This window comes from Bacillus sp. AFS012607, from assembly GCF_002558005.1.
Lineage (GTDB): Bacteria > Bacillota > Bacilli > Bacillales > Bacillaceae_G > Bacillus_A > Bacillus_A thuringiensis_S.
In genome coordinates this window covers 20,858-41,904 of record NZ_NTVM01000038.1, presented here as the reverse complement: position 1 = coordinate 41,904, position 21,047 = coordinate 20,858, and the positions used below count along the sequence as shown (strand labels likewise).

Here is a 21,047-nt window from a genome sequence, read left to right as displayed (position 1 = left end):
ACTTCTATTGAATCGTTAACTACTGAAATTAGTAATAAATTAAATACGGTTGAATCGACTGTAGAAGGCACAAAGAAGACTATTTCTGATGTGCAGCAAACAACTAATGATCTAAAGAAAACAACAACCGAAATAACAGAACAAGCAGGAAAGCTTAGTGAAAAGTTAACAACTGTAGAAACAAAGGTTAATAACGATAAATCTGGAGGGCGTAACCTTTTATTAGATTCAAATGCTAAATACGAAAAAAATGACTATTTAATTAATCAATATTCTCTAACTGAAAATTTTTCTACAGGTGAAGAATATACCTTTGTAATTAAAGGGGCTGTACCTGCAGGTCAAAGGTTTGGTATTTGGATGAATGGCGGGTCTAGCAATGTTGGATATGCAACAAATATTTATGCGAACGGAATTACCTATGTAACTTTTAAAGCCGTAGCAGCAACGAGTGGAAACGAAAGAAAATTGAGTCTGTATAACTTTCCAAGTAATACTACAAAAGCGGTTGTAGAATGGGTTGCTTTATATAAAGGTAATAAGCCACAGGATTGGACACCAGCTCCAGAAAATCAAGTAACGAGTGATGAATTCACTAAGAAAACAACCGAAATCGAAAAAAGTGTGGAGGGCGTTACCTCTACTGTATCAACCGTTCAAAAAAATCAAGGTACAATGCAAACTACCTTGAATCAAGTTAAACAAACAACTGATTCTAATTCACAAACCATTACAACTCTATCTCAAACACAGGGCAAACAAGGAGAGGTTATTCAACAAAACACGAGTGATATCACACAGTTGAATAATCAAATCAAATCCAAAGTAACAGATACTCAAATGCAAGAGTATGTGGGTGGATTAGGAAGTACGAACTTACTGTTTAATGCTGCATTTGAAGACCGAGTAATAAATGCTACTACAGGAGCTGTAACAAGCAGAAAACCGAGTATTTCTAAATGGAGTGTGGGTCCAAACGGTAGTAATTTTACAGCTGTTCCAGAAACAGCGAGAAACCATGACGGTATGAATTCCGTTAAATTAGAATCGTCCGGGCAAACAGTAGACAGAAATGCATCTTTCTATCAATCATTACCTGTATCTCCTAACTCCGGTGATTATGTGTTATCTGCATGGTTCTACACAGATGCAGTTGCTACCATAGATAATACAGCATTTGTAATGATTGAATTTTACAATGGTTCTACTTGGGTTACGAATAAAGTTATACAACTTGTACCGTTACTGACTAATGGATCATGGAAATTTATTAGTGTAACTATGCCAGCTCCCGTATCCGGTGTTACTACGATACGTTTCGTAGTGGTTATTAGAAAAAACGGTAGACTTTGGGTATCGCAACCACAATTACAACAAGGTATTACACCTTCTAGTTTTATGGAGAATCCGAAAGACTATGCCAACTATGACCAACTTGTAGGCGAGATTGCCAAGAAAGTAGCGACTGCTGATTTTGATAGTAAAGTTTCTAAAATGGAAACTACAATCAATCAGCAATCTAACCGTATTGACCTAAAAGCAGAGAAAACGGATGTATACACCAAAACAGAAGCTAACGGTCAATTTGGAAGTAAGGCAATGGTGGAAAAGCACGAAAGTTCTATTACATTAATGTCTAATCAAATTAATTCTACAGTCAAAAAAGGCGATATTATTTCTTCTATCAATCAAACGGCAGAGCAAATAACAATTGATGTTTCAAAGCTTGCTATTAACGCCGATACAATGGTGAAATGGTTAACTGCAAAAGGTATTGATACAAATCTTATTCGAATTAACGGTGATAAAATTACCATCGATAAAAACGGCGTTACTGTTAAAATGTTAGACTTCCTTTTTGAAGATGAATGGGGAACAAAAACAACTGCGGTATCAAGACGAAACCTAATAGCAGATTCCGACTTTTCTAGTGTTACAAAGAAAAACATTGGGAATGCAGATTATTATGGATTTGAAGGTGGATATGGTCTTACTTGGAAGTCCTGGGGAAATGTCGTAATAGAAAAGAATACACATATATTCGATTACGAGCAAATGGTGAATGCTACAAGGGTAGATATGTATAACTATCCAGAAGCAATCGTGAATAATGGGATACATCCTGGAAATGAATACACATTATCTGCTCATTTTAGAACAGCAATGATAAATGGGGTACGTAAAACAGGGAAGCCACGTTTACAAGTATGCTGCGTTACATTCCGAGATAATGTAAGTTACGATACATGGCATGAACAAAAAATGGATTTCCCTGAACCGTCTACCTATTATGGAGAAATCAGAAGATACTCTTTCACTTTCAAAGTGCCAACAAACTATATTCCGCAACAGCATGCATTAATTATTAAGGTTTGTTCTGGAAATGCTGACATGAGACAAGGGACAGCGGTTTGTGTATCGGGTGTAACGCTATACAGTGGTAAATATGCATCTATGTATAACTGGGATCGAGCAGCAGCAGAAAGGGCCGATGGTCTTCAACCGTTTAATAGAATTGCTATAGGCGGTGTAAATAACAACATAGGTCCATCTGATAACGGGCAGACCTTTGATATAAGTACAGAAAAGGATGTATTCATAAATCAACCTATTCTAACGCAGGGAATAAATTTAGGGCGTAATAGAATGGGCCAAGCTGGATCCGCTCGTTTCTTTGATGGTGGTCAAGGCTATGGGTTTTATTTTATGGGCATGGCAGGACAATGGTACAAGCTACCTAACGTTTAGGAGGTAAATATATGGATGATTACAAAGATTTACAAGGTTATCCCTTACAAGCAGGGCAAGGCGCTCCATTTGCTGGTAGGTTAGTAGATTCAGAAAGAAACGAAAACGGAGTATTTGTGCGAATTCCTTTTGATATGCTAAACAATGCCGGTTTATATGGTGCGAATAAAGTAGAGGTGTGGGGAGAAACGGATGGAACGATATATTTCCGTATTGCAACAAGATGCGAAATATGTAAACGTGGCGCGCGATTGTATGCACTGGATATGGGGTTTGCGAAAAAGAATATTTGCCAAGAGTGTTATACATCACTTACAGGGAATGATCCATCTCAAGAACCGCCAACACCAACTAATGAAAATAACACACAAACAGAGCAGGAGCAGCGATAGCTGGTCTTTTTATTTTGCCTAAAAGGAGTGTTCGCCATGGAACAAAAGGAGTACGAACGTATTACAAAACTTGAAGTAAAGATCGAATCAATGAACGAAACTATGATGCGAATTGAAAAAAACTTAGAAAGAAATCACAGCAACTATATGGTTCGTACAGAAGTGATTGAGATGTTTAAACTTCGTGATCGTGAAATTGACGACTTAAAACAAGAGCAAGAAAAAAATGATGCTAACAAAAAAGCACATATATCCATGTGGATTTCAGGACTGTCATTGGCAGTCCTGTTTTTATTTAACATCTTAAATTACATGAAATGAAGGGAGGTGAAAGGATGAGGAACTTTGATACAGCTTCAATTAGTCGTTATGTCGTATTAGTAATTGCTGTAATTAATAGTGTTTTAAATCTTGTGGGATACCAAACGATTGATGACAAAATCACAAATGATTTAGTAGCCGTAATTACAGGAGCATTCACTTTGTATATGGCTTGGAAGAACAACTATTTGAGCAACAAAGGCTTACAACAAAAAGATGTATTAGAAAAAAATGACTTACACTAAAAGGAGATGTTGAGTAATGGAAATTAAAAAAATGTTAGTACCAGAAAGTCGTTATTCAGTTTTATGCCCGAATGCAATGAATCCAACGGAAATTACCTTCCACAACACTTATAATGATGCTACAGCATTAAAAGAACGCAATAATGTCGCTAACAATAGTACAGGCACTTCGTTCCATATTGCTGTAGACGATAAAGAAGCCATTCAGTTACTTCCGTTTAATAGAAACGGTTGGCATGCAGGTGATGGGAACGGGCCGGGTAATCGTAATAGTATCGGCATAGAGATTTGTTATTCTATGTCAGGTGGAGAAAGATACCGACAAGCTGAATTGAATGCCATTCAAGTAATTCGTCAGCTAATGGATATGTTCAACATTCCGATTTCTAAAGTCAAAACACACCAAGAGCGAAACGGAAAGTATTGCCCTCATAGAATGATTAACGAAGGGCGTGTACAATGGTTTAAACAACAATTAGTTTCTGGTTCTGGTGAAACAATTCAAATTCCAGAAACACCGCAGATTCCACAACCACCAATTACAAGTGGGACAGGTGTTGTTTATATTACTGGTAAAAACGTGAACTTACGACAAGGACCAGGTACTCAATATGATTCAATTAGAAAGCTAAATACACCTGAAAATTATAAAGTATGGGGGCGTTCTGGCGGATGGCTTAATTTAGGTGGCGATCAGTGGGTTTACGAAAACTCAGAGTGGTTACATTTCGAAGCGGATGGGCAATCATCCACAACTTCGCAACCTTCAAATGATGGTGTAGGGGTAGTAACTATCACAGCTGATGTATTACGCGTTCGTACTGGCCCAGGGACTAATTATGGAATCGTGAAAAATGTGTACCAAGGTGAAAAATATCAAGCGTGGAGATGTAAAGATGGTTGGTATAATGTTGGTGGTGACCAATGGGTTTCAGGTGAATATGTGAAGTTTGAAAAGTAAAAATAAGAGCCGTCCTGTGGGCGGCTTTTTTTATTTATATGTAATTAAAATTTACTTTTAGATAATGCCTTTAATATCGGATTAACAATCCTACTGATTAAACGAAATCCATTAAAAATAGAACGAATGACCTTCATAGTAGTTTTCCCCTTGCTATTTCCACTCAATTAGAGTGTTTTTATTACAGCTATGACATTTAAAATTGCCGATACCTTTTTTTACTGTCTGTTTTCTATTACAGTTGGGACAATCTACACGTTGAAAACCAAAAGAACCAACAATGAAAGGTAATCCGAAGATAATTAACGGTATACCAGCAATTGCTCCAATTATGGTTAAACATAAAATGATTCCTATAACTAAAAAGAATGATCCTGTTAAAAATGATAACGTTCTTGCTACAATCCCCTTTTTTGAAGCTTTCTTTTTCTCAACTTCAATAATATAAGAATTACCATCCGCAGTTGTTCGCAATTCCATAAAAACGCCCCCTTAAATTAAGTAAATCATACCAATTTTTGGACAGTAATGTAAGGGATGTATACGAAAAACCGCTAAACATGTGGATTTTTGTATAAAGGGTTTTATGAAGTTTAAGAGAAATATTAACATAAATATAACCATTAAAGTTATCATTAAACTGTTCAGTTTTATGAACAAACTAATGAACATGTTACGTAACAGTAAACTGTTTATTAAATTGTTAATCTTTATATTCATTTTACTATTCATTTTCAATGTGTTATTATTGAGCCGAAAAAAAGGAGGAAATACTTTGACTAAAATTATATCTATATCCCAGAACAAAGGCGGGGTCCTCAAAACAACGCTGGTTGTAAACCTTGCTGGTGTGTTAGCTACTCAAGGGAATCGTGTACTAATAATCGATACAGATAATCAAGGGAATGCATTAGTTTCTTTTAATAAAAATCCAGATGATTGCCATTACACTTTATATGATGTATTGGTAGATGGATTACCAGTGCAGCACGCAATTATGAACGTACATGAAAATATAGACATTCTTCCATCGAATGATGACATGTCATATTTTGAACTTGATGTACTTCCTGAGAAAGACAAATATCATGAACCACTTTTACTATTAAAAAATGCAATGAAAGATATACAAAATGAATATGATTACATATTAATCGATACACCACCAAACTTAGGATTAGTTCAAGGTAACGTCCTGGAATTCGCTACCGATATATTGATTCCATTCCAACCAGAAGTTTATAGCATGAGATCGTTAACTAAAATGCTAAAAGTAATCGCTAAGTTTAAAGGAAAATCCAATAGTGAACTTAATATACTTGGTGTTGTTCCAACTTTATACGATAGAACAACCGTGTTACATGAAGAAATTTTACAGGAATGCCGACAGTTCTGTTTGCTGAACGACATTAAAGTATTTGAAACAATTATCCCGAAATCAATTAAATTTGCTAAATCAATTGCTTACGAGAAGAAGCCAGCAATTTTTAATAAAAAGAAAGATAAAGTTGTAGATTTGTTTGTCGACTTAGCAAATGAGATTTTTGAAGAGGTGAAAATATAATGGCACGATCAGGAAAACAAGATATAACTGATATTGGAAAAAAGAAAGAACAAGTTAAAAAAGAAAAGCCTACTGTAACCAAATTCAGTGATGTTGCTGATACAAAAGTAATTGAACTTCCACCAGACGAACCACCTACACCTCCTAATGATCCGACTGTTCAGGTGGTTGAATCTGAACATACTCCAACTCCTAAAACTAAAGAAGAACATGAAGAGGAAAATGAACATGTTCATGATAAGTTTACTGAACAGTTTCTTAAACAGTTTACTGAAAAGGCTACGAAAGAGGATACTCATACGCGTCAAACTTGGCTAATTAAGAACGAAACAATTAAACGATTAGACAAACTTGCTAAAGGTAAAAAGAAAGGTTTTAAGACTGAACTTGTCAATCAAGCCTTAGAAATGCTTTTAGATAGAATAGAAAGGAAATAGAGGTAGCTCAAAGGCTACCTCATTTTTATTTATCCACGAAATGCTAGTGGGTTCTCACGAAATTTTTTATAAGTTTTAGCAGCCTTTTCTAATGTTTTATAGTTAAACTGAATCGCATGCATATACAACATATCAATCTCAAGTCTCAAAACTAAATAAATATCATGCTCATCTTCATCTTTTAGTAAAACCAATAGATTTTCTAATGGTTCAGGATATTTAAGTAAATGTACAGATACTTTGCTTAATAACTCTTTCGCCTCTTTTTCAATCGCTTTTCGTTTCTCTTCTTCATCCACAATGCTACGTAATTTTAAAATAACTTGTCTAACATAATCTTCGTTTTTTAACGTATCAATTTTATTGTAATACGGTGCTTTATTAAATCCCTTACCTAGAAACATTTTATAAGCCTCCTGAAGCGAGTTTGTATTATCGCATATAGTTTTATATTCTCTTATTCTATTATAGCTTAAAACGGAAAATAAGAGGTTTAGAGACTATTTATTTCTGTTATGTTTTTATAAAATGCTTTCATTATGGTATGTGAAATTTTAAGTGGTGCAAATAATGTTATGTAAAAATGTTTATTGGCACGTGAACCACGTCCATTAAAAAAGAAGATGCAAAACAGTGGCGTGCTTGGAAAACGACAGCTGGTGAGATAAAGAGGGTAACTAAATCAAGAAATCATTATGTTTTTACACTATGTAAACATATCGAATTAATTAGTAGGATATTAATATTGAAATCTTTTTTGTTAATTAGGATTATTAAATTTACCATTTTTCATGTTATGATTGTCCTACAAGTAACTGTTATCGATCGGGTGGTTTGTTATCCCTTCTTTTTTTATTCGAAAGGTGGGAGGTGATAAATCATGGATTTCATTGTGGAACTTTTAAAAGAAATAGCAAAAGGAATTATGCGTGAAGGGTCTGCGTATCTTTTCAGAAAGCAATTTTTAAATGAGGACAATGAAAAAACCACCCTCGACCGTGGAAAGTTGCTAGGGTGGCTTTTTTATAAGAAAAATAATATTAAATAACTACCCACCTATAAGGTAGCAGTTACTTAGGAGAGAGGCGGCAACCTCTCTCTTTTTTATTATGAACAAACTTTTTATTCAATATTACTGTAGTCATACACTAAATCGTCAATGTGACTACTGTAAGTATAACAAAATCAGCAAAAAATACAAATTTTGTTGTAAAAAAAATGCCTCATAAAATTAAGCACTTTTTAGTCACGAGAATTCACTATATTTTTGAGTAAAAAAACGATGCTAAACATACGTCATAAATTTAGTACCATTTTAGCTCATAAAAAAAGAGCCGAAGCCCTTATTTAGTCAATGCATTAATTTGTTCTAAAAGTGCAATTGCTTCTAAATCACTTTGTTCCGCTTTCTCCATGATGATTCTTAATTTATGTACTCTTTCCTCCACAGTGATCTCTTCTTTCGTTTGTAGTGCTACCCCTTGATTCATCATTTATATTTCCTCCCTTGGTTGTTGGTAAAAATTAGGTGTCGATTTTTGGTTTATTGTCCAAAAACCAACATTTCCCTAAAATCACGAAAGAGGCTGCGTAATCGCAACCTCTAACTTTTTATTAACTATTTAATTTTTATTATCAATGTCCACCCGGTTCAACTTGCATATATTGCACCGGTTGTTCTTTAGTATCTTTTGCCGCTGCCCCTACATTCAATGATAGAGTAAAAGCACTCATAATACATAAAACTGCTATACTAATTTTTTTCATATTCATCCCACTTTCTTTTCTAATGATACTAATACACGCTTCACAGCATTAGCATAGTGATAGTTTCCGACACGTTCGAAACGCTTCAAGGCTTCTCTTAACCCAAGTATATCATTGCTAATTCTGGAAATATAGTACATTGTGAACGGTGAATCTAATTTTCTTTCCTTAGCTAATTCTTCAAACATTTTTAATGCTTTTTCTTTGTCACCATATAGCCCTTCATAATAAGCTACTTCAGATAGATCAATAGATGTAAAATCAATTTTATCGAGGTTAAAGCCGTTGTCTATATACAAGAAGGCCAATGTGGACTGAAAAGACTTATACTTCCTACTATCTTTCGAAATCCCGTTTTCGTCTAAGTATTTTAGACTTTTTAATAAAAATTTTTCAGATTTCAAAACATCTGTGAACAAATAGCTCTCTCCAAGGCAACATAACGCAGTAGCTTTTATGATAGGTGCTTCAAGGTCAGAATTTAATATCTCTTCACATTTGCTTCTACACGTATGTAATTCTTCGTTAAAAAGATTGATATATGCAACTCGGTCATTATAATGCATTTCTAAACAAGATTTGATGAATCCTTTTTTTATTTCATTTAAGTTTTTCTCTACCTTATCAGAATAAGGAAGCATTGCTCTATAATTGAAAATATCATACATAGAAAAGCTATATAACATATTTACTAATACCTGTATTTCTGAATCAGTCGAAAATGTAACAGCGTCCATTTTATCAATCATGGCTTGTCCACGAGTTTTATTCTGGTTCCTGAAGTTATACAGTTGATAAATTTTAAAGTATTTTTGTAATTTTTTATGATCTTTATGTTTTTCAATGAGTTGATCTATAACTTCATACTCACCAATGCCCTGACAATAACATAATGCTTTGCGAATGTTTAAATCTCCCGTACACAGCATGATAAATTCATTAAGAATCTCTTTTCGTTCTTCCATATCTTCAAAAAGAATCGAAGCTACAGGTAAAAACTTATCAAATTTCATTTCCGCTGTTTTACCACTTACCGCATCTGCTATTACTACACGATCTACTCCGGTTTTTCGTTCAATATCAGGGAATGTTAATTCCCTTCTCTCAGATTGTTTTTTAATACGTTTCATTAACTCTTCCACAACAACACTTCCCTTTCCTGATGAACACAGGACGCCATCCTAACAATTTCTCAAGTTGGAAACAGATTACGAGAAGGGAATATCTCAATTTTGTGTTATACTTGGATGTGACTCGTATGGGTAAGTGTTTCCTAAGCGTGAGTTAGGGAACGGTTAATAAGGTGAGTGTAGGAGCCTCCTTGTTAACACGCTCATATGGGTCTTTTTCGTTCGTTTTTAGTTAATTAAATACTATCACGAATTTTTACAATTTTGACAAAACACTTACAGAACAAATATTGAGAAAGTTTTTTTATCGCTATAAATCAACATTTCGGTGCATATGCAATTTTGCATATTAACTAATATTTTAATAGTACATGAATATTTTACCACTTATAGAACAATTGTTCTATATTTATTTTTATAGATATCTTAGAAGACAAAATTTTATATAACGTCATGTTACCGACCAAATATGGTATAGTGATATTTTGGTAATTATACTCAAAACTATGAAAAACACAGTCGGTCAAAACATTCAACGTTTAAGAAAAGCTTATGGTTTAACACAAGAACAACTATCTGAAAAGACACGTATTACTCGTGGTCAACTCAAGAACTGGGAAACAGATCGATATGAACCGGATCTTGGAAGCTTGAAGATTCTTGCTTCATTTTTTAACGTTACAACAGACACACTTCTCGGCTTTGAGAACGAACAGAACGACCCTTTGTTAGATTTACTATTAAGTGACATTCAAAAGGACTACAGTAAGCTAGACGGGCGTGAACAAGGGCAATATGCAAGACATATAGCTGTTTACTCTGATATGCTACTTAGAAATAAGGACTTGTTGTAATATACTTCCATCATAGAAGAAATGTTTCCCAACTTATAGCGGTAAAATATTACATTATTTTACTCTTTGTGGAAGAGGGCTGTTAATCAGTTCTCTTCTTTTTTATTTTTACCTAATAAAGCATCTAAACGTTTCTGATTTTCCTCTAAATCTTCAGTAGCTTGTCCGTTGTCTTCTACAGTTGATGATTCGTTATCTTCTTTTTTAACCCAATCAGGAACCATCTCAGTGCGTATTTTCTTAGCGCCTGATACTTTTGCTTTACCTGTTCTAACTTTCTGTTTCTGGCCAAGTTTAGACATCTTTTCTTCCACAACTTTGATTACATAGTTTTCAGCTGAATTTAAATCAGTAGATCCAATCGCTTTACATTTAGAAACAACATCGTGGATAGCTTTAATAGTTTTTGTGTTTGTAATCTCTCGCTCTTGAATCTTTTGATTCATTAAATCAAGAATCATAGATTCAGTAACAGGGTTAGTTATAATTTCTTCTTCTTCAGTAATAGGTAATGAAGTGACCTTCTGAAGTAAACCTTCTGGTATTGTTCTACCGTTTTGGAATTTGGAACTACCAAAATGGAATTTGCATATTCCAAAATGGAATTTGCGTAACGACGCGTTTTTTCCGCTATTAGATTTAAACACTTTGGGCTTTTTTTCTGTTTCTTGAACTAATGAATATCCCTCTAATGCATAACCCATTTTAAATAAATCAGTAGCAATTTTATTGATATTTACTTTTAACCAAGTTGTTCTATCCCATTTCATTTTTGGATCGGGATTATTACCTTTTTCAATCCAACCATTTTTTGATAACTCGTTTAACGCTCTACCAATCTTTTGAGGACTTCCCCAACCGATTAATTCCGCTGATAGTTCATCAGCCGTTTTAAAGAACCAACCATCACGAATTTGTTTTTTCTTTTTATTAATAGCACCTTGTTTCGCCCCACGTTTTTCTAACTGGCTAATTTGCACTAATAGGCTTTGGTCCATTTTTTCGGTGATTCTGTACCAAAAGATTAAATTGTTTAATAATGCTGCTTCGAAATGTTTTCCTGTTAACTCAACTAATTCTTCTTTAATTACTACACGTTGAAGTTCTCTTACTTCTAGTTCTTCCGTTACTTTTGTTAAGTTTGACATAATAAAAAATCCTCCATTTTCTTCCCCAGCCTAAAATTGGGTATACAGAAATAGAGGATTTATGTTTACGTTTTTTTGAAGTTATGATACTATCGTTATAGACAGTATTAACTTAATGACGTAACTCATAAAACCTCTGCTTTCGAAGTTTTTAAATGGTGTCATGGCGACCAACCTTTGACCATCTAAAAACTACCGCTGGGGTTTTTTTATTTTTATTTTTAAATTTAGTTGTTTAAAAGTTATGTATCTACCCATCATCATAACAGACATTTGCCGAAAAAAGAAGAATATGAGGGAAAAAGGTTGAGAGCTGAGAAGCTCTCTTTTTTATTTTTAAAAGTTATCAATCAAGTTTTCTATTAATATACGCTTCTCAGGAGGTAGTTTATTTATCTTTTCCATGAGAGCAGCGGCTTCTTTTGAAATCTTATCTGATTTTTCCTTATCTAATGATTTATGCTCAGATAATCCCAACATGTAGTCAACAGATACATTAAAAAGTTTAGCCATTTTTATTCTATTATCGCTTGAAGGAGATTGTTTTCCCGATTCAAATCTGGAAATATTAGATTTTTCAATATCCAAGAAATCTGCTAGTTGTTGTTGCGTCATCCCCTTCTCAAGGCGCAAAGCTTTTAAGCGTTGTCCAAACATTTTTTGCCCCTCTTTTCATTCAAATTAATAAGATGTGTTTTTCACACCTTATGTATATCTACATTCTATACGAAAAGTTGAGTTTAAATCAACAAAATAATTCTTTTTATAAAAACTTAAAATAATTGTTGCGTAATTCGCAACTTTGTTATAAACTCGATTTATGAAAGAGGTGTTCATCGTTTATGATTATCAATAATGAATTTCTTCGTGAAATCAGGAAGGAAAAAGGATTAACACAAACTCAAGTAGCTAATCTACTTAACCTTGATAAGACATCTATTTCAAAGTACGAATCGGGTATTCATTGTCCTAGCTTAAGGGTTCTCGTGTTATATTCAGAGACTTTCGATATAAATATTGAAAAGTTTCTCAGGCAAAGTTAATTTTTTTTGTAACAAGGTTGTGTAATTCGCAACAAGTTGTGTGGATAAAGAGAGGGTGAAAAAAATGGAAGACAATCCAATGTCACTATTCATCTTATCAGTAATAATTTGTGTGGTAATGTCGCTTGCAGCTTTATTAGATAAACCGATTAAAAGATATTTAGAAAAATAATGAAGGGATGGGGAGCGATAATGACACCTGAAGAGTTGTTTGAGGCTAAAAAACGTTTAGTGTTTTCGGCAATAGAACAACAATTTGGCAGTTACCAAAACGCTAAACAAATTGCAGAAAATAACAATATGGAAATAGACGATTTAATACAAGTGGGACAGATGCAATTATGGGAATTGTGCTTACGATATGATCCAAAAAGGGAAAAATCATTTAATGGATACGCAATGAAACATATGAAATGGCGTATGAGTGATGAAATCCATAATAAAGGAACAATTTTTATATTGAATAGTCGCACAAGCATTGAAGAAAGAAATCAAATTAGTATACAGTCTATTGATTTACACCAAGAGGGAGAAGTAATAAATGAGTTTTTCGCAGTATCTCCTATAAATACGGAAGAAGAAGTAATATCATCTATTGAATTTGAAGAAATAACAAGTGTACTTGATGAAGAAGAGAAGATACTCATTCTACATATTAGCGAAGGATATACAGCAGAAGAGATAGCCTTAAAGTTCGGAATCGGTAGGTCTACAGTTCATTATAAGAAAAATAAAGCATTTTTAAAAATTAATCCAAATTATAGCCCAACTAAAAAAAAATCGTACTTTTTAGGAGCGCGATCATTAAAGAAAAACCACCTGCTCCAACAGGTGATCTAGATAAAATCAATTTTCAACATGATTATAACATGAATTCAACTCATGTAAAGGAGCTTAAAAAAGATGAATGAACAATTAATACCTAAAACTACATATCTAGTAAGTGTAGGTGATTTGTTTGTTAGTAATTCCAATCCGTTAATGGTGACGAAGTTAGTTAAGAATGCAATGGAATTTGAATATAAAAAATCAAAACAGGTAGCAGATGATCTCGGTGGAAAAGTGGTCTGCAAAACTGTGGAATATGCTAGGAGGGATTAATAATAGTAGAAAACCCAATGGTAGTTGGAAATCGTCAGGAATCAGTCGTAAGTGATGTTATGAGTAATTGTAAGAGTTGCTGTAAGGAAATCTACTTTGGTGAAGAGTATAGAGATATTGATGGAGATTACATACATGATGAAACAGATTGCATTCAACAATACGTACTAGCTCATTCCACAAGAAAGATTGCAGGTGAGTGATATGAACTTGCAAGATTGGATGTTGCAAGGAAGAATTGAATCTAAAATTCAAATCACGATGAATTTAATAGAAAGATATAAAAATAGTGATGATCCACATGCTTCATTAATGATTACGGCATATGAACATGGACTACAAGACCTCATGGAAATATATGAGGACCTTAAGAAGAAAGAAGGGATTCCATTTTGAACGCTGCTATTGAAGAATTAGAAAAATCATTAAGTGTGGAACAAGGAAATTTAAAGGAGCGTCATCGCAAATTAGAGTGGGTAATAGAAAGAAAGCCAGTCATTGAACAAAACATTAAGGACATTGAAAGCAAAATAAAGGACATTGAAGCTTCAATCTTTATTCTGAAAAGCATGGAAAAGGAGTAAATAACATGTTCCCTGCAAGACTGAGAGAGATAAGAAAAAAGAAAGACCTTACTCAACAGGAGCTAGCAGAAATGATTAATAAAGATAGATGTACGATTTCAAATTATGAAATTGGAGATTCTAGACCTACCATTTATGTATTATGCGATTTAGCAACAGCTTTAGGTGTATCAACAGATTATCTGTTAGGAAGAGTAGAGGTGAATTAAATGCAAATAACTAATGCAAAGGAAATCACAAATACCCAAAAAACATATTTGATTTACGCTCCACCTGGAATGGGTAAAACAACATCAATTAAATACTTTCCAGGGAAAACACTTGTTTTAGATGTAGACCGAACTTCGAAGGTGTTAAAAGGTCAAGAAAACATCGATATTGTATATGTGGATAATACTGATACATGGACATTTTGGGAAAAACTAATTCTTGAATTGGACAAGAATTACAAAGATGTATATGACAACATTGTAGTAGATAACATAAGCGAATTAGAACGTTGTCTATTATCCGATCTTGGAAGTAAAGGGAAAAATAAAGGTGTTCCATCTCAAGGTGACTATCAATATATGCAATTTAGGATTGTTAACAGTTTACGATATTTAAAAAACTTGGGTGCAAATCTGATTTGGACGGCTTGGGAAACTGATGATCTTTATATCGATAGTGAAGGACAACAATATAACCGATCTTACCCTCAAATCAACAAGAAAATCATGAATAATGTTCTAGGGTTATGTGATATTGTGGGGCGTTTGCAAGTAAAGGAAGATGGTACACGAGGGTTTGTTTTAAGCGCAACAAATAGCACATACGCGAAAAATCAAATCGATGAGCGTAAAGGCTGTGTACAAAGCGAGCTGTTACATTCCGATGTTTCAGCTACATAATTATCAAAAAAAATTAGTTGAAAAGACAAGAAAAGCTTATATGGAAGGGTTTAAATCCCCTTGTGTTGTTGCTCCATGTGGTGCTGGTAAGTCAGTCATTATTTCAGATATTGCTAGAATGACAACGAATAACGGAAAACAAGTTTTATTTTTAGTCCACAGGAAAGAGTTAATTGATCAGATTCGTAACACATTCATTAAAAATGAAGTGAATATGGATTTTGTAGAGTTCGGAATGGTTCAAACAATAGTAAGGCGATTAGATAAAACAGTTAAACCTTCATTAATCATTACTGATGAATCACATCACGGTTTAGCCGCTTCCTATCGTAAGATATATGAATATTTTCATGATGTGTTACGTCTTAGTTTTACTGCTACACCTATTCGCCTGAATGGGAGCGGATTAGGAGACATAAACGATGTTCTTATTGAAGAAGTTGATGCTGAATGGCTCATTGAAAATGGCTTTTTATCTCCATATAAATACTATGCACCGAAATTAATAGATACATCTTTACTTAAATTGAATAATCTACACGAGTTTTCAAGTAGTTCTATTGATAAAGCGATGGAAAGCAAAACGATTTATGGTGATGTGGTTGAGCATTATCAAAAATTAGCATTAGGAGAGCAAGCAATATGTTATTGCCACAATATCGAATCTAGCAAAATGGTAAAACAAGAATTTTTGAATTATGGCATTGTATCAGAACATATTGATGCGAAAACACCAAAGCTAGAACGAGAAGAAGTCATTACAAAATTTCGTAATAAAGAAATCAAAGTGTTAACAAATGTGGACTTGATAGGGGAAGGTTTTGACGTACCAGACTGTTCTACAGTTATCATGCTTAGACCTACACAATCCCTTTCCCTCTATATTCAACAAAGCATGAGAGGGATGAGGTACAAGCCTAATAAAACATCAATCATTATAGATCATGTAGATAATGTAAGACGATTTGGATTGCCAGATCAAAAGAGACACTGGAGCTTATCAAGTAGAAAAACATCATCCACTGAATCAGAAATAAAAATAAAACAATGTGGAAATTGTTTTGCGGTTTACCCATCAAGTGAAAAAGAATGTCCTGAGTGTGGTTACAAACCAGAAATAAAACCTGTAACAGAATATGAAGTGGATAAAACTGCAACACTTGAAGAAATCACAAAAGAAGACGTTCATATAACACTTGATTTTAGAGAACCGAAGGATTGTAAGGATATGAAGGAACTGTATGAATTAGCAAATTCACGTAACTATAAACGGGGATGGGCGTACCATCAAGGGAAACTATTAGGATTTATTTAAAATAAAAACCAGAATGGAGAATGAAAATGGGATTCACTTTAAATTTTAATGAAGTATTTAAAAGTAATGGACGTATTGCAGACGGTAATTATGAGGTAGTCATTAATCAATGTAATGAAGATGCTACACCAGGCGGTGCTGAATTTATCCAATTTGATTTAATCATTCGTAATGATGTAGAGCAAGCTTATAAAAATTGTCATATCTTCCACCGTGTTTGGAAGGCGAAAGATACTGGGAAGTATAATATGAAAACTTTTAATACAATCGGTAAATCGTGTCTATTACAAAATGGTAAGAGTTATAAATCATTAGAAGAATTATTAAATGACTTCATAAAGAAAACGGTAATGGTAACTGTGAAAAATGAACAATCTGAATACAACGGAAAAACATATGACAATACAAACGTGAAAAATTGGTCACCATCAAAAGTTACAGGACCTTTAAATCATACTTTTAAAAATGATAAAAAAAATCAAACGTTTTCTGAAATGCAACAAAGTGGAATGACAATCAAGGATGAGGATCTTCCGTTCTAAGGGGGTTAAAACATGTATGAAGCAATACCAGAAGAGTTGCAAGAACTAAAGCAATGGTGCTGTTTTAAGTTGCAACAACGCGGAGAGAAAATGACTAAAATTCCTATAGATGCTAATACCGGAGGGTTAGGTAAATCAAACGATGAAAGCACATGGGCGACTTTCGAAGTCGCCATGGATGCTATCGATACATTTAATTGTGACGGTATAGGATTTTATTTTAAACCACCTTACTTCGGAATTGATATTGATAATGTACGTGAGGAAATTGAACGTTATCAATCAGGAGATCATGAGGACAATATTGTGTCTGAATTCATTGAAATGATGTGTAGTTATACAGAATACTCGGTGAGCGGAAATGGCATTCATATTATTGCTAAAGGTGAATTGCCTAAAGGTGGTAGACGCAAAGGGAATGTAGAAATGTATGATAGTGGTCGCTTCTTTGCAATGACGGGAAACATTATCAGTAATTATTCACGAGTTGAAGATGATGATTATGGGAAAGTAGGATACCTCCACAATAAATATATTGCAAAAAGTGAAGTGACTGAAAGTAGCGTTTCACATAGTACGCAAAAAGGTGTAGATATTCCAGAAGAAGAAATCATTCAGATTGCTTGTAACAGTAAAAATGGGGTGCGTTTCAAATTATTTATGAGTGGTGGATGGGAACAATTCTATGATTCACAATCAGAAGCGGATATGGCTTTTGCAAATGATTTAGCATTTTGGACAAATCGTGATTTCAATAAGATGGACAGTATTTTTCGGAAATCTTCTCTTTATCGTGAAAAATGGGATAGAAAACAAAATAATTCCACATACGGTGCTGAAACATTAAATAAAGCAATTACTGATTGTACGAACGTTTTTATTCCAAGAGAGCGTGATGAAGAATTTAACTTATATGTACTTGAAGACGATGTGAAAACAATTGAAAAGAAATTTTATAGTTACGATGATACAGGTAATGCAAAACGATTTACAGATGCATATGGCGAGGTTATTAGATATAGCTACATCCGTAAGAATTGGTACTTTTATGACGGTAAGATATGGTTGATTGACCAACAAGGGATGATTAAAAATATTGCTGATAAAGTAATTGAGAAGATGAAAAATGAACCAATTCATGTGATGGACGGTGTAGATGAAGAAGAAGCAACAAAAGCATTTAATAAACACTTGAAATCATCGCGAGGTAGTAACGGGAAAACGAACATGATTAAAGAAAGTGAACATTTGCTACCTATTAAGCCGCATGAATTTGATAATGAACTAGATTTATTTAATGTTCAAAACGGGTACTTAGATTTGCGAACAGGAAAATTATACGATCACGATAAAACGAAGTTTTTCACAAAAATATCTTCGGTTGAGTATACAGATAAAATTGATTGTCCATTATGGATTGAATTTTTAAATCAAATATTCGATGGTAATCAAGAACTTATTGAATATATGCAAAGGGCTGTTGGGTATTCTCTTTCGGGTTCTACGGAGGAACAAATGATGTTTATTCTATATGGAAATGGTCGAAATGGTAAGTCAGTATTTTTAGATATAATTACCGAAATATTCGGAAACTATGCAACTAACATTCAACCACAAACGATTATGGTTAAACAACAAAGCTCTGGAGCAAATTCAGATATTGCTAGATTAGATGGAGCGCGTCTAGTCACTACTACAGAGCCAAATGAAGGTGTGCGATTAGATGAAGGTTTAGTTAAACAGCTTACAGGTGGCGATAAAGTAACAGCACGTTTCTTATACGAAAACGAATTTGATTTTATGCCACAGTTCAAATTGTGGATGGCAACAAACCATAAACCAATTATACGGGGTACTGATGATGGTATTTGGAGGCGTATGGCGATTATTCCATTCACAGTACAGATACCGAAAGAAAAGGTAGATAAGCGTTTAAAACATAAGCTAAGACGTGAATTAAAAGCAATCTTGCATTGGGCTGTGGAAGGATATATAAAGTGGCGTGAAAATGGCCTACCAGAACCACAAGTTATTAAGGATCAACGTGATGAGTACCGCACAGAAATGGATGCAGTAGAAGCATTTATTGAAGAATGCTGTAATCGGGGTACAAATTTAGAAGTACAAGCCAAAGACCTCTATCAATCATATAGAGAGTGGGCGAGCGATAACGGTCAATATATGATGAGTAGTACAAAATTCGGTCGTGAGATGGGTAAGAAATTTTTAAAGTTTAAAAGTGGAACAATTTATTATAAAGGAGTCGACTTATTGGAAGATTGTAAAAAGCCCTTTTTCAAATTAGGATATTGATTTTTCGGGAGAGTTTAGGAAGGTTTACGGACAGTTCTGTTAAAACTGTCCAAACTCTCAAACCCTTGATATATCTATTCTTTTATTACTTTATTTATTCTTTTTTGGATAGTTGGATAGTTGAAAGGAATAAAGAGTATATAAAAAAATTAATTTTATTATATATAAAGCTTTTGAAAAAACGGTAGTATCCGTCCAAAGTGTCCAAATGTGATTAGGAGTTGATTGTTATTAAAGAAATAGATGTGCAAAATGCTATTCGATTGGCATTGAATCCGTATGCCATTGTATTTAGGGCAAATGTGGGAACATTTAAAACGGCAGACGGTCGAACGGTATCAACCGGATTGCCTAAAGGATTTAGTGATTTATTTGGTTATCGTAAATCAGATGGAAAAATGTTTTTTATTGAAGTAAAAAATGAAAAAGGCAGATTAAGACCGGATCAAAAGCATTTTATCGAAACGATGCATAAAAATGGAGCGATTGCTGGGGTTGCACGTTCACCAGAAGACGCAATTGAATTGATAAGGAAGTAACAATGGACAGGAAAGACAGGTTAATAGAAAAATTGATTCAGATAAATATATTTAAGTTGCCGGATGGGCGGGACTTATACGAAGGAACAACAACAGAACTGAAACAACTATTAAAAGGGGATGGGAAGAATGGTAGCGATGGAAAACGGTGTTTATGAAATTACTAAATTAATTAACGATGCAAAGGAGAAAAAACAAAATGATTAAGATTACGGTATTCACTAAAAACAATTGTAATGACTGCAAACGTTTAAAAATGATGTTAGACAATTTCCCTTCTGATGTTGCTGTTTTAGATGTAACTTATCTCAATGTGGAAGACCCTAAAAACGCACATTACATTCAAAAACACGATCTCATGACAATGCCATCTCTAATTATCGAAAATGACCCAGTGATTCATGGTTTCCAAGAAGGTAAGGTAATGACCAGATTAGGAGTATAGGAGGGATTGAATGAAGAAAGAAACAAAAATTCAACTTGAATCAGAATTAGAAAGCGCGGAGAGTGACTTGCAAAACCAATTTCTTCATAAATCAATGTTGAAATCTGAAATGTCAAAAACAACAATAGCCATTGGTCAATTAGAAAAACGAATAATGAACTTAAAAAACTTATTAAGAAAAGGATGATGAAAATGTTGAACTTACAACCTATTTTTGAAAGACAAGAAAAATTAGATGCTGCGTTTGTAAAAGAACGAGGATTAGAAGGTATCAATCTGACTGCAAATACAACAACCGCTTTATATGTTGAATTAGGTGAATTAGCGAATGAAATTGAGTTTTTCAAACATTGGAAGGTTAATAGAAAACAAGACAACATTCACGATCGATGGGAAGAATTTGCGGACTGCATGCATTTCCTACCTTCACTCGGCAATATGTACGGCCATACTGATTTCGTTTTATCTGATAAAGGGCAAGATATTATCAAAGCTAGTCTGGAATATGACATTAGAACCGGACAAACTTTAAATCAATTATTCAGTTTAATTTATAGAACTAATTTTAGTAATCAAGTTGACTACACATTCGCTTTAGCTTCTTTAATTCAAATCGGGCAACTTATCGGAATGGATTTTGATGACATGTATGAAGCGTATAAGGCTAAAAACGATAAGAACTATAACCGCATTGCAAATAAATATTAA

General features: G+C 33.8%; 31 protein-coding genes and 1 pseudogene. 25 read left to right on the top strand and 7 right to left on the bottom strand.

The genetic code is table 11. The features are described 5' to 3' along the window. The 5 genes and pseudogenes from CN409_RS28535 to CN409_RS28515 form a co-directional block, all read left to right on the top strand. Positions 1–2,748, top strand: a pseudogene (locus tag CN409_RS28535) (gp58-like family protein); the annotation flags it as partial. An 11-nt stretch (positions 2,749–2,759) separates the two neighbouring features. Then, entirely contained in the window at positions 2,760–3,140 is a 381-nt protein-coding gene (locus CN409_RS28530; protein WP_097981761.1) for a hypothetical protein, read from the top strand. Positions 3,141–3,176: 36 nt separating this feature from the next. After that, on the top strand, positions 3,177–3,461 hold the full coding sequence (locus CN409_RS28525; RefSeq protein WP_000435483.1) for a hypothetical protein: 285 nt from the start codon (positions 3,177–3,179) through the stop codon (positions 3,459–3,461). Positions 3,462–3,475: 14 nt separating this feature from the next. Next, entirely contained in the window at positions 3,476–3,706 is a 231-nt protein-coding gene (locus CN409_RS28520; RefSeq protein ID WP_001243443.1) for a phage holin, read from the top strand. Between the two features lie 16 nt (positions 3,707–3,722). Then, positions 3,723–4,667 (top strand): N-acetylmuramoyl-L-alanine amidase, encoded by a 945-nt coding sequence (locus CN409_RS28515; RefSeq protein WP_097981759.1) that lies wholly within the window; start codon positions 3,723–3,725, stop codon positions 4,665–4,667. Positions 4,668–4,820: 153 nt separating this feature from the next. On the opposite strand, the gene CN409_RS28510 is transcribed toward CN409_RS28515, so the two are convergent. Further along, complete coding sequence (locus tag CN409_RS28510) at positions 4,821–5,147, bottom strand: DUF5362 family protein (RefSeq protein ID WP_097981757.1); 327 nt, start codon at positions 5,145–5,147, stop codon at positions 4,821–4,823. A gap of 295 nt (positions 5,148–5,442) precedes the next feature. On the opposite strand from CN409_RS28510, the gene CN409_RS28505 reads away from it, so the two are divergent. Next, positions 5,443–6,231, top strand: a complete 789-nt coding sequence (locus CN409_RS28505; protein ID WP_097981756.1) for a ParA family protein — start codon at positions 5,443–5,445, stop codon at positions 6,229–6,231. Further along, on the top strand, positions 6,231–6,668 hold the full coding sequence (locus CN409_RS28500) for a hypothetical protein (protein ID WP_097981754.1): 438 nt from the start codon (positions 6,231–6,233) through the stop codon (positions 6,666–6,668). The genes CN409_RS28505 and CN409_RS28500 overlap by 1 nt, the downstream gene beginning before the upstream one ends. A 29-nt stretch (positions 6,669–6,697) precedes the next feature. On the opposite strand, the gene CN409_RS32190 is transcribed toward CN409_RS28500, so the two are convergent. Continuing rightward, positions 6,698–7,072 (bottom strand): hypothetical protein, encoded by a 375-nt coding sequence (locus CN409_RS32190; protein ID WP_097981753.1) that lies wholly within the window; start codon positions 7,070–7,072, stop codon positions 6,698–6,700. A gap of 476 nt (positions 7,073–7,548) precedes the next feature. On the opposite strand from CN409_RS32190, the gene CN409_RS32110 reads away from it, so the two are divergent. Beyond that, the gene (locus CN409_RS32110; RefSeq protein ID WP_170955829.1) at positions 7,549–7,716 is read left to right on the top strand and encodes a hypothetical protein; all 168 of its coding nucleotides are present in this window, start codon (positions 7,549–7,551) and stop codon (positions 7,714–7,716) included. Positions 7,717–8,011: 295 nt separating this feature from the next. On the opposite strand, the gene CN409_RS32105 is transcribed toward CN409_RS32110, so the two are convergent. The 3 genes from CN409_RS32105 to CN409_RS28490 form a co-directional block, all read right to left on the bottom strand. Beyond that, entirely contained in the window at positions 8,012–8,161 is a 150-nt protein-coding gene (locus CN409_RS32105) for a hypothetical protein (protein WP_170955821.1), read from the bottom strand. Positions 8,162–8,303: 142 nt separating this feature from the next. Beyond that, complete coding sequence (locus CN409_RS32600) at positions 8,304–8,435, bottom strand: hypothetical protein (protein ID WP_255260084.1); 132 nt, start codon at positions 8,433–8,435, stop codon at positions 8,304–8,306. Between the two features lie 2 nt (positions 8,436–8,437). Next, positions 8,438–9,577 (bottom strand): AimR family lysis-lysogeny pheromone receptor, encoded by a 1,140-nt coding sequence (locus tag CN409_RS28490; protein WP_097981751.1) that lies wholly within the window; start codon positions 9,575–9,577, stop codon positions 8,438–8,440. Between the two features lie 494 nt (positions 9,578–10,071). On the opposite strand from CN409_RS28490, the gene CN409_RS28485 reads away from it, so the two are divergent. After that, positions 10,072–10,419, top strand: coding sequence for a helix-turn-helix transcriptional regulator (locus tag CN409_RS28485; RefSeq protein WP_097981750.1), 348 nt, complete (start codon positions 10,072–10,074; stop codon positions 10,417–10,419). 86 nt (positions 10,420–10,505) lie between these two features. On the opposite strand, the gene CN409_RS28480 is transcribed toward CN409_RS28485, so the two are convergent. Further along, positions 10,506–11,567: a hypothetical protein gene (locus CN409_RS28480; RefSeq protein ID WP_097981748.1), complete on the bottom strand. Its 1,062-nt coding sequence runs from the start codon at positions 11,565–11,567 to the stop codon at positions 10,506–10,508. 336 nt (positions 11,568–11,903) lie between these two features. Beyond that, positions 11,904–12,224 carry a helix-turn-helix domain-containing protein gene (locus CN409_RS28475; RefSeq protein ID WP_097981747.1) on the bottom strand — a complete coding sequence of 107 codons (321 nt, stop codon included), beginning with the start codon at positions 12,222–12,224 and terminating at the stop codon, positions 11,904–11,906. A gap of 185 nt (positions 12,225–12,409) precedes the next feature. Here CN409_RS28475 and CN409_RS28470 point away from each other — a divergent pair, with 185 nt between their 5' ends. The 16 genes from CN409_RS28470 (at position 12,410) to CN409_RS28400 (ending at position 21,047) form a co-directional block, all read left to right on the top strand. Beyond that, complete coding sequence (locus tag CN409_RS28470; RefSeq protein ID WP_097981745.1) at positions 12,410–12,610, top strand: helix-turn-helix domain-containing protein; 201 nt, start codon at positions 12,410–12,412, stop codon at positions 12,608–12,610. Between the two features lie 192 nt (positions 12,611–12,802). Continuing rightward, a complete protein-coding gene (locus CN409_RS28465; RefSeq protein ID WP_097981744.1) occupies positions 12,803–13,450 on the top strand; it encodes a sigma-70 family RNA polymerase sigma factor in 648 nt (215 codons plus the stop codon). 63 nt (positions 13,451–13,513) lie between these two features. Further along, a complete protein-coding gene (locus tag CN409_RS28460) occupies positions 13,514–13,711 on the top strand; it encodes a hypothetical protein (RefSeq protein WP_097981742.1) in 198 nt (65 codons plus the stop codon). Between the two features lie 17 nt (positions 13,712–13,728). Continuing rightward, entirely contained in the window at positions 13,729–13,914 is a 186-nt protein-coding gene (locus tag CN409_RS28455; RefSeq protein ID WP_097981740.1) for a hypothetical protein, read from the top strand. Position 13,915: 1 nt separating this feature from the next. Beyond that, positions 13,916–14,107, top strand: a complete 192-nt coding sequence (locus tag CN409_RS28450; RefSeq protein WP_097981739.1) for a hypothetical protein — start codon at positions 13,916–13,918, stop codon at positions 14,105–14,107. Continuing rightward, a complete protein-coding gene (locus CN409_RS28445; protein ID WP_097981737.1) occupies positions 14,104–14,295 on the top strand; it encodes a hypothetical protein in 192 nt (63 codons plus the stop codon). The genes CN409_RS28450 and CN409_RS28445 overlap by 4 nt, the downstream gene beginning before the upstream one ends. 5 nt (positions 14,296–14,300) lie before the next feature. Beyond that, the gene (locus tag CN409_RS28440; RefSeq protein ID WP_061659284.1) at positions 14,301–14,504 is read left to right on the top strand and encodes a helix-turn-helix domain-containing protein; all 204 of its coding nucleotides are present in this window, start codon (positions 14,301–14,303) and stop codon (positions 14,502–14,504) included. Next, entirely contained in the window at positions 14,505–15,185 is a 681-nt protein-coding gene (locus tag CN409_RS28435) for an AAA family ATPase (RefSeq protein ID WP_097981736.1), read from the top strand. Continuing rightward, on the top strand, positions 15,169–16,500 hold the full coding sequence (locus CN409_RS28430) for a DEAD/DEAH box helicase (RefSeq protein ID WP_097981735.1): 1,332 nt from the start codon (positions 15,169–15,171) through the stop codon (positions 16,498–16,500). The genes CN409_RS28435 and CN409_RS28430 overlap by 17 nt, the downstream gene beginning before the upstream one ends. Positions 16,501–16,526: 26 nt before the next feature. Beyond that, complete coding sequence (locus tag CN409_RS28425) at positions 16,527–17,042, top strand: DUF669 domain-containing protein (protein ID WP_097981733.1); 516 nt, start codon at positions 16,527–16,529, stop codon at positions 17,040–17,042. A gap of 12 nt (positions 17,043–17,054) precedes the next feature. Beyond that, positions 17,055–19,355 (top strand): phage/plasmid primase, P4 family, encoded by a 2,301-nt coding sequence (locus CN409_RS28420; RefSeq protein WP_097981731.1) that lies wholly within the window; start codon positions 17,055–17,057, stop codon positions 19,353–19,355. A gap of 245 nt (positions 19,356–19,600) precedes the next feature. Next, complete coding sequence (locus CN409_RS28415) at positions 19,601–19,894, top strand: VRR-NUC domain-containing protein (protein WP_240518676.1); 294 nt, start codon at positions 19,601–19,603, stop codon at positions 19,892–19,894. A 2-nt stretch (positions 19,895–19,896) separates the two neighbouring features. After that, positions 19,897–20,052: a Fur-regulated basic protein FbpA gene (locus tag CN409_RS28410; protein ID WP_097981730.1), complete on the top strand. Its 156-nt coding sequence runs from the start codon at positions 19,897–19,899 to the stop codon at positions 20,050–20,052. A 41-nt stretch (positions 20,053–20,093) separates the two neighbouring features. Further along, positions 20,094–20,339 carry a glutaredoxin family protein gene (locus CN409_RS28405; RefSeq protein WP_098300922.1) on the top strand — a complete coding sequence of 82 codons (246 nt, stop codon included), beginning with the start codon at positions 20,094–20,096 and terminating at the stop codon, positions 20,337–20,339. A gap of 10 nt (positions 20,340–20,349) precedes the next feature. Next, entirely contained in the window at positions 20,350–20,526 is a 177-nt protein-coding gene (locus CN409_RS32100) for a hypothetical protein (RefSeq protein ID WP_170955819.1), read from the top strand. A 5-nt stretch (positions 20,527–20,531) separates the two neighbouring features. Beyond that, positions 20,532–21,047, top strand: coding sequence for a dUTP diphosphatase (locus tag CN409_RS28400; protein WP_097981727.1), 516 nt, complete (start codon positions 20,532–20,534; stop codon positions 21,045–21,047).